The organism is Inquilinus sp. NPDC058860 (assembly GCF_042743185.1).
GTDB lineage: Bacteria > Pseudomonadota > Alphaproteobacteria > DSM-16000 > Inquilinaceae > Inquilinus.
This window is the reverse complement of sequence record NZ_JBHYMS010000003.1, coordinates 118,641-132,789: the sequence shown is the minus strand read 5'-3', so window position 1 is coordinate 132,789 and position 14,149 is coordinate 118,641. Positions and strand designations below refer to the sequence as shown.

10 protein-coding genes are annotated in these 14,149 nt (G+C 70.9%); 4 read left to right on the top strand and 6 right to left on the bottom strand.

Going from position 1 to position 14,149, the window contains the following annotated elements:
* Positions 1-5: 5 nt before the first annotated feature.
* The 3 genes from aspS (at position 6) to ACFW16_RS03390 (ending at position 4,360) form a co-directional block, all read left to right on the top strand.
* Positions 6-1,805: an aspartate--tRNA ligase gene (aspS, locus tag ACFW16_RS03400; protein ID WP_380301873.1), complete on the top strand. Its 1,800-nt coding sequence runs from the start codon at positions 6-8 to the stop codon at positions 1,803-1,805.
* 165 nt (positions 1,806-1,970) lie between these two features.
* Positions 1,971-3,476, top strand: a complete 1,506-nt coding sequence (locus tag ACFW16_RS03395) for an ABC transporter substrate-binding protein (protein ID WP_380301871.1) — start codon at positions 1,971-1,973, stop codon at positions 3,474-3,476.
* A gap of 68 nt (positions 3,477-3,544) precedes the next feature.
* Positions 3,545-4,360: an EipB family protein gene (locus tag ACFW16_RS03390; protein ID WP_380301869.1), complete on the top strand. Its 816-nt coding sequence runs from the start codon at positions 3,545-3,547 to the stop codon at positions 4,358-4,360.
* A gap of 95 nt (positions 4,361-4,455) precedes the next feature.
* Here ACFW16_RS03390 and ACFW16_RS03385 read toward each other — a convergent pair whose 3' ends face one another.
* Complete coding sequence (locus ACFW16_RS03385) at positions 4,456-5,163, bottom strand: superoxide dismutase (protein WP_380301867.1); 708 nt, start codon at positions 5,161-5,163, stop codon at positions 4,456-4,458.
* A gap of 141 nt (positions 5,164-5,304) precedes the next feature.
* Positions 5,305-6,624, bottom strand: a complete 1,320-nt coding sequence (locus ACFW16_RS03380) for a DNA polymerase IV (RefSeq protein ID WP_380301865.1) — start codon at positions 6,622-6,624, stop codon at positions 5,305-5,307.
* 122 nt (positions 6,625-6,746) lie between these two features.
* Between ACFW16_RS03380 and ACFW16_RS03375 the strand changes: the two genes are divergently transcribed.
* Entirely contained in the window at positions 6,747-7,112 is a 366-nt protein-coding gene (locus ACFW16_RS03375; protein WP_380301863.1) for a response regulator, read from the top strand.
* 90 nt (positions 7,113-7,202) lie between these two features.
* Here the strand turns inward: ACFW16_RS03375 and rpmG are convergent, their stop codons facing one another.
* From rpmG to topA, 4 genes are all read right to left on the bottom strand, one after another.
* The gene (gene rpmG / locus ACFW16_RS03370) at positions 7,203-7,370 is read right to left on the bottom strand and encodes a 50S ribosomal protein L33 (RefSeq protein WP_026872484.1); all 168 of its coding nucleotides are present in this window, start codon (positions 7,368-7,370) and stop codon (positions 7,203-7,205) included.
* A 103-nt stretch (positions 7,371-7,473) separates the two neighbouring features.
* Positions 7,474-9,054 (bottom strand): S41 family peptidase, encoded by a 1,581-nt coding sequence (locus ACFW16_RS03365; protein WP_380301860.1) that lies wholly within the window; start codon positions 9,052-9,054, stop codon positions 7,474-7,476.
* Between the two features lie 92 nt (positions 9,055-9,146).
* Positions 9,147-11,504, bottom strand: a complete 2,358-nt coding sequence (gene rnr, locus ACFW16_RS03360; protein WP_380301858.1) for a ribonuclease R — start codon at positions 11,502-11,504, stop codon at positions 9,147-9,149.
* Positions 11,501-14,137, bottom strand: coding sequence for a type I DNA topoisomerase (topA, locus tag ACFW16_RS03355; RefSeq protein ID WP_380301856.1), 2,637 nt, complete (start codon positions 14,135-14,137; stop codon positions 11,501-11,503). The genes rnr and topA overlap by 4 nt, the downstream gene beginning before the upstream one ends.
* Positions 14,138-14,149: the final 12 nt, after the last annotated feature.

Genomic DNA, 14,149 nt, shown 5'->3' with positions numbered 1-14,149 from the left:
ATCGCATGCACGCCTACCGCACCCACACCTGCGGCCAGCTCCGTCCCGAACAGGCCGGCGAGACCGTCCGCCTGTCGGGCTGGGTCCATCGCAAGCGCGACCATGGCAATCTGCTGTTCCTCGACCTGCGCGACCATTACGGCCTGACGCAATGCGTGGTCGACACCGACAGCCCGCATTTCAAGGCGGCGGAGGCGGTGCGCGTCGAGAGCGTCGTCACCATCACCGGCACCGTGGTCCGGCGCAGCGCCGAGACCGCCAACGACAAGCTGCCGACCGGCGGCATCGAGGTGCGGATCGACGACTTCGTGCTGCAGTCGGCCGCCCAGGTGATCCCGCTGCAGGTGGCGTCGGACGAGGACGCCGGCGAGGACATCCGCCTGCGCAACCGCTTCCTGGACCTGCGCCGGCAGAAGATGCAGCGCAACATCGTGCTGCGCAGCGAGGTCATCTCCTCGATCCGCCGCCGCATGATCGACCAGGGCTTCCGCGAGTTCCAGACGCCGATCCTGACGGCGTCGAGCCCGGAGGGCGCGCGCGACTTCCTGGTGCCGGCGCGCCAGCACCCCGGCAAGTTCTACGCCCTGCCGCAGGCGCCGCAGCAGTTCAAGCAGCTGCTGATGGTGGCCGGCTTCGACCGCTACTTCCAGATCGCGCCCTGCTTCCGCGACGAGGACAGCCGCGCCGACCGCAGCCCGGGCGAGTTCTACCAGCTCGACTTCGAGATGAGCTACGTCACCCAGGAGGACGTGTTCCAGGCGATCGAGCCGGTGCTGCGCGGCGTGTTCGAGGAGTTCTCGGACTTCACCGGCACCAAGCGGGCGGTCACCGCCGGCGCCTTCCCGCGCATCCCCTATGCCGAGTCGATGCTGAAATACGGCAACGACAAGCCGGACCTGCGCAACCCGCTGGTGATCTGCGACGTCACCGAGGTCTTCGCCCGCGAGGACGTGACCTTCCGCGCCTTCAAGGGCGTGATCGAGAAGGGCGGCGTGGTCCGCGCCATCCGCGCGCCGAAGGTGGCGGACCGGCCGCGCAGCTTCTTCGACAAGCTGAACGGCTGGGCGCAGGAGCAGGGGGCCCCTGGCCTCGGCTACGTCGTGTTCGAGGCCGGTGCGGGCAAGGGCCCGATCGCCAAGTTCCTGGAGGCGGGCGCCCAGGACGCCCTGCGCGCCGCCACCGGCGCCGAGGACGGCGACGCGGTGTTCTTCGTCGCCGACCTGGAGGCCGCGGCCGCCAAACTGGCCGGCTTCGCCCGCACGAAGATCGGGCAGGAGCTGGAGCTGATCGACCCGGACCGCTACGAGCTGTGCTGGATCGTCGACTTCCCGATGTACGAGCTGAACGAGGAGACCGGGCAGGTCGACTTCAGCCACAACCCGTTCTCGATGCCGCAGGGCGGGCTGGAGGCGCTGGAGACGCAGGACCCGCTGACCATCAAGGCGTTCCAGTACGACATCGTCTGCAACGGCGTCGAGCTGTCCTCGGGCGCGATCCGGAACCACAAGCCGGAGATCATGATCAAGGCGTTCGCCATCGCCGGCTACAGCCAGGACGTGCTGGAGGCGAAGTTCGGCGGCATGCTGTCGGCCTTCCGCTTCGGCGCCCCGCCGCATGGCGGCTCGGCCCCCGGCATCGACCGCATCGTGATGCTGCTGGCGGACGAGCCGAACATCCGCGAGGTCATCGCCTTCCCGATGAACCAGCGCGCCGAGGACCTCTTGATGGGCGCCCCGGCCGAGGTCGACCCGGCCCGGCTGAAGGAGCTGTCGATCAAGCTGGACCTGCCCAAGAAGGCTGGTTGATCCCCCGCCCGCGGCTTCGGTCGCGGGCGGACCCTCATTGATCGGACATTTCGGCGTCGTCGCGGCCGCGTCGCCGCGCTACCCTGTCTGGCGACGTCGCGCCGCCTCAAGGCCCGACGGATCCAACCTGCAGGGACGCAACCGATGTTGGGATGGCCTGGAAGGATGGCCGCGCTCGGCGCGGCGCTGGTGCTTCATGTCGCCTCGTCGCCGGCCCTGGCCGCCGGCATCCGGATCGGCATCGACGCCGACCCGGACGTGCTGGATCCCGCCCAGGGCGGGTCGGTCTCGGGGCGCCAGATCTTCGCCGCGCTGTGCGACAAGCTGATCGGCGTCGCCCCCGGCGGCGGCTTCCAGCCGGAGCTCGCCACCGCCTGGAGCTGGTCCGAGGACAACGAGGCCCTGACCCTGACGCTACGCGACGGCGTGGTGTTCCAGGACGGCGAGCCGTTCGACGCGGCGGCGGTGAAGGTCAATCTCGACCGCTTCCGCACCGCCCCGATCTCGCGCCGCAAGGCGGAGCTGAAGCCGGTGGCGGAGGTCACGGCGGTCGACCGGCTGACCGTGCGGCTCACCCTGTCGCAGCCCTATGCGCCGCTGGTCGCGGTGCTGTCCGACCGGGCCGGGATGATGCTGTCGCCGAAGGCGCTGGCGCAGGCGGGCGATGCCATCGGCCTGCACCCGGTCTGCGCCGGGCCGTTCGAGTTCGTCGAGCGGGTCCAGGGCGACCATATCCGGCTGAAGCGCTTCGACCGGTACTGGAACAAGGACGCCATCTTCCTCGACTCGATCGACTACCGGCCGATGCCGGACGAGACCGTGCGGCTGCTCAACCTGCGCTCCGGCGACCTCGACCTGATCGAGCATGTGCCGACGGTCGAGGTCCCCGGGCTGCGCGACGATCCGGCCGTGACCCTGGTCGAGGCGCCGTCGCTGGCCTACGACCTGATCTCGTTCAACATCGGCCATGGCGACCAGGCGAACAGCCCGATCGGCCGGAGCGCCAAGGTGCGCCAGGCGCTGGAGCTGTCGCTCGATCGCGACGCCATCAACGCCGCCGCCTATGACGGGCTGTTCATCCCGGGCAACCAGCCGGAGGTGCCGGGCACCAGGTTCGAGGATCCCGGTCGCCCGATGCCCGCGCGCGACCTTGCGAAGGCGAAGGCCCTGCTGGCGGAGGCGGGGGTGCCGAACCCGTCCTTCACCCTCCTGGTGACCAACAATCCCGTCACCCAGCAGGTCGGGCAGATGATCCAGGCGATGGCGGGCGAGGCCGGCTTCGACATCAAGCTGCAGGCGCTGGAGGCGGCGACCCTCGCCGCCAGCTCCAACGACGGCAACTACCAGGCCTCGATCGCGATCTGGAGCGGCCGGCTCGACCCCGACGCCAATATCGGCACCTGGGCCTCCTGCGAGGGCTTCCTGAACTGGGGGCGCTACTGCAACCCGGAGTTCGACGCCATCCTGACCCAGGCCCGCGGCAGCACCGACGACGCCAAGCGCGCCGAGCTGTACCGCCAGGCCGCGGGCATCTACCTCACGGACCTGCCGCAGATCGTGCTGTACCACTACCGCTCGATCTGGGGGATGCGCCGGGCGGTCGAGGGCTTCGTCGCCTATCCGGACAGCCTCATCCGCCTGCAAGGCGTGAAGATCGCGCCGGCCGGCTGAGGCGGCCCGCTGCGAGGCGCGGCGCCGTCGCGCTTGCGTCGACCCGCGGCTTCGGGCTCAGATGGCGCATGTCCCGCATCGCACCATCCGCCGCCCTCGCCCTCCTGCTCCTGTCCGGCGCGGCCCAGGCCGCCCCGGCGGCGGCGCTGCAGCCGCATCGGGCGGTCTATTCCCTGACCCTCGACATGACGCGCGGGCAGCGCAGCGTGATCTCGATCGAAGGGCAGATGGAGTATCGCTGGGCCGCGGCCTGCGACGGCTCCAGCTTCGAGCAGAACTACCAGGTGGCGATGGTCTACGCCTCGGGCGACACGCTGACCCGCAAGACCCGCTACGCCGGCTGGGAATCCGCCGACGGGCACGAGCTGACCTACAATCTCAGCTCCTCGACCAACGGCGAGGACAAGGAGGACATCCGCGGCACGGCGCGGCTGGACGGCGCCGCGGGGGGCGACGCGGTGTTCAAGTCGCCGGCCGATCTGAAGCAGGCGCTGCCGGCCGGCAGCCTGTTCCCGACCACGCATATGCAGCAGCTGGTCGAGGCGATGCGGCAGGGCCGGCCGATGTTCACCGCCGGCTTCTTCGACGGCAGCTCCACCGACGGGCCGCAATATGTCAGCGTCGCGGTCGGCCGGGCGCAGCCGGGGGACCCTTCGGCCGACGCCCTGCGGCAGGGGCCGTCGCATTCGATCGTCATGGCCTTCTTCACCGTCGGCAAGGCCGAGAAGGACAAGGAAGCGGGCGCGGAGCTGCCCGAATACGAGCTGCGCCAGCGCCTGTTCGAGAACGGCATCGCCGACCGCATCGTCATCGACTACGGCGACTTCGCCATGGCGGCGAAGCTGGACACGCTGGAGCCGATCGCCGCGCCGCGCTGCGACTGAGGGGCCTTAGGATGTAGGTTGGGTTCGCCCTGGCGAACCCAACGCGCGGGCGGTTGGATGTTGGGTTCGCGACGCGAACCCAACCTACTGGGTGCTCACGCCCCCAGCCGGTCCGAGACCACCGACCAGTTGACCAGGCTTTCCATCACCGCCTGGACGTGGTCCGCGCGGCGGTTCTGGTAGTCCAGATAGTAGGCGTGCTCCCAGACGTCGATGCCGAACAGCGGCTGGCCGCCATGGGCGAAGGGCGAGTCGGCGTTCGAGGTGCCGACCAGGGTCAGCCTGCCGGCATCGGCCACCAGCCAGACCCAGCCGCTGCCGAACACCTTGCCCGCGGCCTCGGTGGTGGCCTTGACCAGGCCGGCCTGGTCGCCGAAGGCCTCGCCGATCGCGTCGGCCAGCCGGCCCTGCGGCGCCTTCGGGCCGCCGGGGGTGAACTGCTCCCAGTACAAATTGTGGTTCCAGGCCTGGCCGGCCTGGTTGAACACCGGGACATCCTTGGCCGCGGCAGACTTCGCCACCACTTCGGCCAGGGTCATCGATTCGTAGGGCGTGCCGGCGGCGAGCTTGTTCAGCGCGTCGAAATAGGCCTTGTGATGCTTGCCGTAGTGGAGACCCACCGTCTCGGCGCTGATGGCCGGAGCCAGCGCGTCCTCCTTGAACGGCAGCGGCGGCTGCTTGAACGGGCCGGACGGCGCTGCCGCCGTGGCCTGGGCCATGGCCGGGCGCGGGCCGCCGATCCGGACGGCGGTGGCGGCGAGGGCGGCGGCGCCGCCGAGCGTCAGGGCTTCACGTCGGTTCATCGCGGGCTTCCTCGGTTGGGCGCCGGCCGCGCCGGCGGATCGTGCCGAAAGCAATTGGGAAAGCAGGTGGGGCGGAGTCTCGTCCTGACCAGGGGCCGGCGCCCAGGGGTATCTGCCGCGACCGAAGGACGCTACGGCCGTCTATCCGGGGCGGCGCGGCAGGCCGGATCGGCCCTTGGCGATGGCGTCCGGGCCCAGCTTGCGGCGCATCTCGTCCATCGCCTCCTCGACCGCGCGGCGCCGGGCCGGGGCGGGGTCCAGCAGGTCCGGCGGGTCGGCCAGGCGGCCCTCGACCAGGTCGGTGCAGCCGACGCCGATCAGCCGGAAGGCCTCGCCATTCGCCGCCTGCTCGACCATCGGCACGGCGACGCGCCAGATGGTCTCGGCCAGCTGGGTCGGGTCGGCCAGGCGATGGCTGCGGGTCAGCTGCCGGAAGCGCGCGGTCTTCAGCTTCAGCACCACCGTGCCGCCGGCCAGGTCGTGCTTCTTCAGCCGGGCGGCCACGGTCTCGCACAAGGGCCACAGCTCGCGCAGCAGCGCCTGCGGATGCTGGATGTCGGTGTTGAAAGTGGTCTCGGCCGAGACGCTCTTGGTCTCGCCGTCGGGGTCGACCGGCCGCTGGTCCTCGCCGCGGGCATAGCGGTAGAGGCGCCGGCCGAACACGCCGAAGCGGCGGACCAGGGCGCCCTCGTCCAGCCGGCGCAGGTCGCCGACGGTGCGGATGCCGTCGCTGAACAGCTTCTCGCGCATCACCTTGCCGACGCCGGGGATGATGCCGGCCGGCTTGTCGGCCAGGAAGGCCATGGCGTCGGCCCGGCCGATCACGGCGAAGCCGCGCGGCTTGTCGAGATCGGACGCGATCTTGGCCAGCATCTTGTTCGGCGCCAGGCCGATCGACAGTGTGACGCCGATCTCGCGCTCGACCTGGCGGGCGATGGCGGCACAGGTCTCGGCCGGGCTGCGGCCGTGCAGCGCCTGGGTGCCGGAGAGGTCGAGGAAGGCCTCGTCCAGCGACAGCGGCTCGACCTTCGGCGTCGCGGCCAGGAACAGGGCGCGGATCTGCCGGCTGACCGCGGCGTATTTCGCCATGTCCGGGCGCAGCACCACGGCATCCGGGCAGGCCTCCAGCGCCTTGAACATCGGCATGGCCGAGCGGACGCCGTACAGCCGCGCGACATAGCAGGCGGCGGAAACCACGCCGCGCACCCCGCCACCGACGATCACCGGCCGGTCCGCCAGCTCCGGCCGGTCGCGCTTCTCCACCGTGGCGTAGAAGGCGTCGCAGTCGAGATGGGCGATGCTCAGCGCGTGCAGCTCGGCATGCCGGACCAGGCGCGGCGACCCGCAGCGGGCGCAACGCCGCGCGCCCGGCGGCGGATGCGCACCGCAGTCCCGGCACAGGCCGGGCAGCAGGCCGGCCCGGTCGGGTTTCTGGGGCGCGGGGCTCCGAGGATCGGACATGGCGGGATCGTACCCGTTTTGTACCCGATCCGCATCCGGTTCAGATCGCCGCTTTACAACGCGGAAGGCCGGATCGATCTTGGCTGGCCGGGCGCTTTGGTCCGTGCGCTGGGAACCCGGGCATGCCGAAGACCGTGCTGATCGTCGAGGACAACGACCTCAACCGGAAGCTGTTCGTCGACGTGCTCGAGGCCAATGGCTACGCCACGGTCGGCACCGACAGCGCCTCGGAGGTGATGGCGCTGGCCCGGGCGCACCGGCCGGACCTGATCCTGCTCGACATCCAGCTGCCCGAGATCTCGGGGTTGGAGGTGACGAAGTGGCTCAAGGCCGACCAGGAGCTGGCGGCGATCCCGGTGATCGCGGTGACGGCGCTGGCGATGAAGGGCGACGAGGCGATGGTGCGCGCCGGCGGCTGCGACGACTACATCTCGAAGCCGATCAGCGTCGCCGGCTTCATCGCCACGGTGCGCCGGCACTTGGACTGACACGCAGGCAAGCAAAAAGCCCCGCCGCCGGCGGGGCCTGGTCTGGCAAGCAGGGAAGCTTCGCCCGGTCGGTCGACCGGGCGGCGCCGCTTACTTGATCTTGCCTTCCTTGAACTCGACGTGCTTGCGCGCGACCGGGTCGTACTTGCGCAGCGTCAGCTTCTCGGTCTTGGTCTTCGGGTTCTTCTTGGTGACGTAGAAGAAACCGGTGTCCGCGGTGCTGTTCAGGCGGATCTTGATGGTGCTCGGCTTGGCCATGATGCTGGTCCCAATATGACTCTGCTCGGCGCCGCATCACGGGCCGGGAAGCGCGCACCATAGCGTCCGCGGCGCGCGAGTCAAGTGCGGCGATGGCCGGCCGCTACTGCGCGTGGACGGCGACGGTGCCGCGGTCCTGCGAGCCCAGGGCCTGGGCATACAGGGCCGGGTCGCTCAGCACGCCGATCGCCACCTCGACGTCGAGATCGGCGTCGTGCACCTGCCAGGGGCAGGCGGCGCGCACGCGGCGCAGCGCCGCGTCGTCGTCCGGTGCCCGGAAGCGCTCCGCCGCCGCATCGGCCAGGCTCGGCATCTGGCCGGCGCGGAAGGCCTGGATCATCGCCCTGGCGTCGGTCCCGTTGCCGCTGGTGCAGACGGTCGGCAGGATGCCCTGGCGGTGCCAGGTGTATCCCGACGGCGCGTAGATCCGGCTCCAGGTCAGGAACAGCTCGCCGTCATTCGGCAGCCGGGTCACGGTCTGGACGCTGCCCTTGCCGAAGGAGGTCGAGCCGATCAGGATCGCCCGGTCGGCATCCTGCAGCGCCGCGGCGGTGACCTCGGCCGCCGAGGCGGAGTGGCCGTCCACCAGGACGGCGAGCGGCAGATGGCTCGAAATATCGCCGTTGCGTGCGGAGAAGCTCTGGTCGCTGTCCGGGTTGCGGCCGCGGGTCGAGACGATCTGGCCGTGGTCCATGAACATGTCGGCCAGCGCCACCGACTGGTCGAGCAGGCCGCCCGGGTTGCCGCGCAGGTCGAGGACGATGCCGCGGGCCCGGCCGTTCAGGCCGCGCAGCAGGCCGGTCACGGAATTGCGCACGGCGGAGGCGGCGGTGGTGTTGTATCGGAGCAGCTTGACGATGACGACGTTGTTGCGCACCTCGCTGCGCACCATGTTCTCGATCACCTTCTCGCGGGTCATGGTGACGGTGCGGCTGGTGCCCTTGGGCTCGCGCACGGTCAGGCCGACCTTGGTGTCGACCGGGCCGCGCATCAGGTCGGCGATCTCGTCGACCTTGGCGTCCTCCACCGACACGCCGTCGACCGCGACGATCAGCGAGCCCTTCAGCAGGTTGGCGCGGGCGGCCGGCGTGTCCGGGAACACGTCGCCGATCACCGGCCGGCCCTTGTCGTCCTGGCTCAGCGCGATGCCGACGCCGGTGTAGCCGTCGCGCTGGGCGCGGTCGTCGCGGGCGCGGTCCGGGTTGACGTAGCGGGAATAGGGGTCGAGGTCGGACAGCAGCGCCTCATAGACCGCCTGGTAGGCGGCCTCGCTGCCGGCGGTGGCGATCTTCGGCGAGGCCAGCGAGGCGGCATCGAGCGTCGAGGCCACCAGCGTGCCCCAGTCGTAGGAGGCGTCGGGCGCCGGCGAGTCGAAATCGCCGACCACGTGGCCGGCGCGGATCAACTGCACCCGGCCGCCGTCGCGGCGGGCGCTGAGCCCGTCGTCGAGCTTGGACAGGCCGTTCAGCCCGTCCAGGGCCAGCTTTCCGAAGTCTTCCTTGACCAGATAGACTTCCTGGATGCGGTCGAAGCCGACGGTGAACACCGACGGATCGGCGAAATGCCCGCCCTCGCGGGCCTGCGCTTCGGCCTGGGGCGCCGGGGAATCCGGGGCGGAGGAGAGACAGCCCGAAAGCACCAGCAGCGCCGCAACAACCGCCGCCAACCGCTTCTGACGAAACACTTAATGGAACTCCGCCCCAACTTTTTCACGCTGCACTCTAGGCCAGGTACTTGACAGGAAAAAGGCGTTATTGCAGCGCAGCAGGGCTGCGTTCAGCGCCGGGGGCCGCGACGCGGCCCGAACCCTGGCCTGGAGCCGGGCCGGGGGCGGCCGCGGCGGCCCGGTTCGGCGAGGGGGGGCAGGCCCTCGACATCGGCGCCGTGGCCGGCATCGACCAGGGCGAAGACGGTGCTGCCGGTCAGCGGATCGGCCTCGGTGACCCGCACCCGCACCCGGGCGCCCAGCCGGAACACGCGGTTCCAGCGCCGGCCGACCAGGGCGTGCGCCGCCTCGTCATGGTCGTAATAGTCGTCGGGCAGGGTCGAGATCGGCACCAGCCCGTCGGCGCCCGATTCGTCCAGCTTCACGAACAGGCCGAACTTGGCGACGCCGCCGATCCGGCCGGGCAGGATGGCGCCGATCCGGTCGGACAGCCAGCTGGCCAGGTAGCGGTCGACCGCGTCCCGCTCGGCCTGGGCGGCGCGGCGCTCGGTGACCGAGATGTGGGTGCCGATCTCCTCCAGCCGCGACAGCTCCTCCTCGGTGGCGCCGTCCTTGCCGAGGCCGAGCAGCCGGATCAGCCCGCGATGCACGGTCAGGTCGGCGTAGCGCCGGATCGGCGAGGTGAAATGGGCGTAGCGCGGCAGGGCCAGGCCGAAATGGCCGAGATTGTCCGGGCTGTACACCGCCTGGGCCTGGGCCCGCAGCACCATCTCGTTGACCATCGGCTCTTCCGGCCGGCCCTGGGCCCGCTCCAGGATCTGGCCGAACACCCGCGGCCGCATCACCTGGCCGAGCGACAGGGTGTAGCCGAGCGGGGCCAGGAACTCCTTCAGCGACTCGACCCGGGCGCGGTCGGGCTGGTCGTGCACCCGGTACAGCGCCGGCAGGCTCCTGTCGCTCAGCGTCTCGGCCGCCGCGACATTGGCGGCGATCATGAACTCCTCGATCAGCTTGTGGCTGTCGAGCCGCGGCCGGACGCCGATCGAGGCGACGCGGCCGTCCTCGCCCAGCTGGACCTTGCGCTCCGGCAGGTCCAGCTCCAGCGTGCCGCGCTTCTCCCGCGCCGCCAGCAGGGCTTCGTAGGCGCCGTACAGCGGGGCGATCACCGGCTCCAAGAGCGGGCCGGTGGTCTCGTCCGGCTGGCCGTTGCGGGCGGCCTGGACCTGCTCATAGGTCAGCCGGGCGGATGAGCGCATCAGCCCGCGGCGGAAGCGGTGGCGCTTGAGGCGGCCCTGCGCATCGATCCACAGGTCGGCGGCCAGGCAGGCGCGGTCCTCGTCCGGCCGCAGCGAGCACAGCCCGTTCGACAGCGTCTCCGGCAGCATCGGCACGACGCGGTCGGGGAAGTAGCAGGAATTGCCGCGCTCGAAGGCGTCGCGGTCGAGCGGCGACCCCGGCGGCACGTAATGGGCGACGTCGGCGATGGCGACGATCAGGTGCCAGCCGCCCGGGTGGTCGGGGTCGGGCTCGGCCCAGACCGCGTCGTCGAAGTCGCGCGCGTCGGCGCCGTCGATGGTGACCAGCGGCACCTGGCGCAGGTCGACCCGGCTGCCCAGCGCGGCCGGTTCGGCGGCCTCCGCCTGGGCCAGGGCCTTGGGCCGGAACTCGGTCGGGATGCCGGCGGTATGAATGGCGATCAGGCTGATCGACCGCGGATCCTCGGCGTCGCCGTAGCGGGCGGTGACCACGGTGCGGCGCGGCCCCAGGCGGTCGGACGCCTCGACCAGCGCCTCCACCAGGTCGCCGTCCCTGGCGCCGCCGGTGTCGCCCTCGCGCACCGGCCAGGTGTCGCGGGCGCGCTTGTCGGCCGGCACGATGCGGGCCTGGCCGTCGCGGCCGCGGCGGAACACGCCGACGACGCGCACGTCGGCCTGGGTCTCCAGCCGGCGCATGGTGCGGCCGGTCCAGCCGCCGTCCTCGTCCTGCTGCAGCCGCGCCAGCACCCGGTCGCCGACCGCCAGCGCGCCCTGGCCGCGGCCCTCGGCGGCCATAACGATGCGCGGGGGCGGCTCCTCTTCCTCCCAGCGCACCGGCTGGGCCAGGGCCTCGCCGTCGGCATCGATGGCGACGATACGCAGCACGGCGACGTTCGGCAGAACCGCGCCCGGCGCCCGCATGCGGCGGCCGCGGCGCTTCTCCAGCTGGCCGTCCTCGGCCATCTCCTGCAGCAGCTGCTTCAGCCGCACCCGGTCGTCGCCGGTGATGTGGAAGGCCCGGGCGATCTCGCGCTTGCCGACCGTGTCGTCGCGCGACTTCAGGAACTCGGCGATCTGCTCGCGCGTCGGGAACGGCTTGGCCGCCTTCTTGCCCTTGCCGAGCGGCGTCTTGGCCGGAACGACGGTCTTGACGACCTTCTTCCGCTTGATCGGCCTCCGGACCGGGGGCTTGCGGTTGGGCGGTTCGTTCACTCGGCGGCCTTGCTCCTGCGCGCAGTCTTCTTGGCCGGCGCCTTCTTCGCGGCCGACGATTTCGGCGCCGAGCGGCCGCGGCCGCCCTTGGCCGGGCCCTTCGCCGCCTTGGCGGCCAGCCATTCGACCGCCTTCTCCACCGTCACCGCCTCCGGCTCCACGCCGCGGGGCAGCGAGGCCATGACCTTGCCGTGGCGGACATAGGGACCGTAGCGGCCGGCGAACACCTTGATCGGCTCACCGCCGTCGGGATGCGCGCCGACCTCGCGCAGCGGCTCGGCGCTGGGCCGCGCCTTGGCGTTGTCGGCGGCCAGCAGGTCGACGGCCCGGTTCATGCCGATCTTCAGCACGTCCTCTTCCGGCGGCAGGTTCTTGTACCTGTCGCCATGTTTCAGATAGGGCCCGTAGCGGCCGATGCCAGCCAGGATCGGCTCGCCTGACTCGGGATGCCGGCCGATCTCGCGCGGCAGCGACAGCAGGGCGAGCGCCTCGTCCAGCGTCATCGCCATCGGGTCCTGGGCCTTGGTCAGCGAGGCGCGCTTCGGCTTTTCGCCTTTCTCGGCCTCGTCCTTGGGGCCGAGCTGGGCGTAGATGCCGTAGGGGCCCTTGCGGATCGATACCGGCAGGCCGGTCTCGGGGTCGTTGCCGAGGAGGCGCGGGAAGGCCGATTCCTCGCCGCCATTCTCCTCGCCCGGGGCGCCGAGCGGCCGGGTGTAGCGGCAGTCCGGATAGTTCGAGCAGCCGACGAAGGCACCGGTGCGGCCCAGCTTCAGCCCCAGCCGGCCCTTGGCGCAGGACGGGCACAGCCGCGGGTCGGTGCCGTCGCCCTTCGGCGGGAACAGATGGTCCGAAAGCGCCACGTCCAGGGCCGAGATCACGTCGCCGATCTTGAGATCCTTGGTCTCCTCGACCGCGGCATGGAACGCGGCCCAGAAGTCGCGCAGCACCTGCTTCCAGTCGAGCTTGCCGCCGGAGATGTCGTCGAGCTGCTCCTCCAGCTTGGCGGTGAAGTCGTACTCGACGTAGCGGCGGAAGAAGTTCTCGAGGAAGGCGGTGACGATGCGACCGCGATCCTCCGGGAAGAAGCGCTTCTTCTCCAGCCGGACATATTCGCGGTCCTGCAGCACCTGCAGGATCGAGGCGTAGGTGGAGGGCCGGCCGATGCCCAGCTCCTCCATCCGCTTGACCAGGCTGGCCTCGGTGAAGCGCGGCGGCGGCTGGGTGAAGTGCTGCTCGGGGATGGTCTTGCGGCGGTCGACCGCATCGCCCTTGGCCATGGCCGGCAGGCGGCGCTGGCTCTCATCCGCATCCTCGCCCGGGGCCACCGGGTCGTCGCGGTCCTCCTGGTAGACCTTGAGGAAGCCGTCAAAGCGGACAACCGTGCCGACGGCCCGGAACGCCGCGGTCTGGCGGGCGTCGGCGACGTCGACGATGGCCTGGTCCAGCACCGCCGATTCCATCTGGCAGGCCATGGTGCGCTTCCAGACCAGCTCATACAGCCGCAGCTCCTCGCGCGACAGATAGCGGGATACGTCCTCCGGCCGGCGGCGCAGGTCGGTCGGGCGGATCGCCTCATGCGCCTCCTGGGCGTTCTTGGCGGTCGATTTGTAGACCCGCGGCTGGGGCGGGACGTAGGTCGGGCCGTACAGGCTGCCGATCGCCTGGCGGGCCTGGGCGATGGCCTCGCCGGCCAGGGTCAGGCCGTCGGTCCGCATATAGGTGATCAGGCCGACCGTCTCGCCGCCGATGTCGACGCCCTCGTACAGGCGTTGGGCGGTGCGCATGGTCTGGGTCGCGCTCATGCCCAGCTTGCGCGACGCCTCCTGCTGCAGGGTCGAGGTGGTGAAGGGCGGGGCCGGGTGGCGCCGCACCTGCTTGGTCTCGACCGAGACCACGGCGAAGGCGAGCGGGTCGATCGCCGCCACCGCGGCCCGGGCCGAGGCCTCGTCGGGCAGGTCGAACTTGTCGAGCTTGCGGCCGTTCAGATGGGTCAGCCGGGCGGTGAACTCGTCGCCCTTCGGCGTCCGGAACACCGCCTCGACGCTCCAGAACTCGCGCGCCCGGAACCGCTCGATCTCCAGCTCGCGCTCGCAGATCAGCCGCAGCGCCACCGACTGGACGCGGCCGGCGGAGCGCGACCCCGGCAGCTTGCGCCACAGCACCGGCGACAGGGTGAAGCCGACCAGATAATCCAGCGCGCGGCGGGCCAGATAGGCTTCGATCAGCTCGCGGTCCAGGTCGCGCGGATGGGCGACGGCCTCGAGGATGGCGGATTTGGTGATCTCGTTGAAGGTCACCCGGCGGATGTCCAGGTCCTTCAGCCCGCGGCGATCGCGCAGCAACTGCTGCACATGCCAGGAGATGGCCTCGCCCTCGCGATCCGGGTCGGTGGCCAGCAGCACGCGGGTGACGTCCTTGGCGGCGCGGGCGATCTCGTCCATGCGGGACTTGCCGCGGTCGGCCAGCTCCCAGTCCATGGCGAAGTCTTCCTCCGGCCGGACCGAGCCGTCCTTGGCCGGCAGGTCGCGGACATGGCCGAAGCTGGCCAGCACCGTATAGTCGCGGCCGAGATATTTGTTGATCGTCTTGGCCTTCGCGGGCGACTCGACGATGACGAGGGTCTGGTCTGCCAAAGCGCCACACTC

What these genes read in the sequence shown, in the direction of transcription:
- ACFW16_RS03380 (WP_380301865.1), bottom strand. Translation starts at nt 6,624, where the DNA reads ATGTCCGATCCTCGGAGCCCCGCGCCCCAGAAACCCGACCGGGCCGGC.
- rpmG (WP_026872484.1), bottom strand. Translation starts at nt 7,370, where the DNA reads ATGGCCAAGCCGAGCACCATCAAGATCCGCCTGAACAGCACCGCGGAC.
- ACFW16_RS03375 (WP_380301863.1), top strand. Translation starts at nt 6,747, where the DNA reads ATGCCGAAGACCGTGCTGATCGTCGAGGACAACGACCTCAACCGGAAG.
- ACFW16_RS03395 (WP_380301871.1), top strand. Translation starts at nt 1,971, where the DNA reads ATGGCCGCGCTCGGCGCGGCGCTGGTGCTTCATGTCGCCTCGTCGCCG.
- aspS (WP_380301873.1), top strand. Translation starts at nt 6, where the DNA reads ATGCACGCCTACCGCACCCACACCTGCGGCCAGCTCCGTCCCGAACAG.
- ACFW16_RS03385 (WP_380301867.1), bottom strand. Translation starts at nt 5,163, where the DNA reads ATGAACCGACGTGAAGCCCTGACGCTCGGCGGCGCCGCCGCCCTCGCC.
- ACFW16_RS03390 (WP_380301869.1), top strand. Translation starts at nt 3,545, where the DNA reads ATGTCCCGCATCGCACCATCCGCCGCCCTCGCCCTCCTGCTCCTGTCC.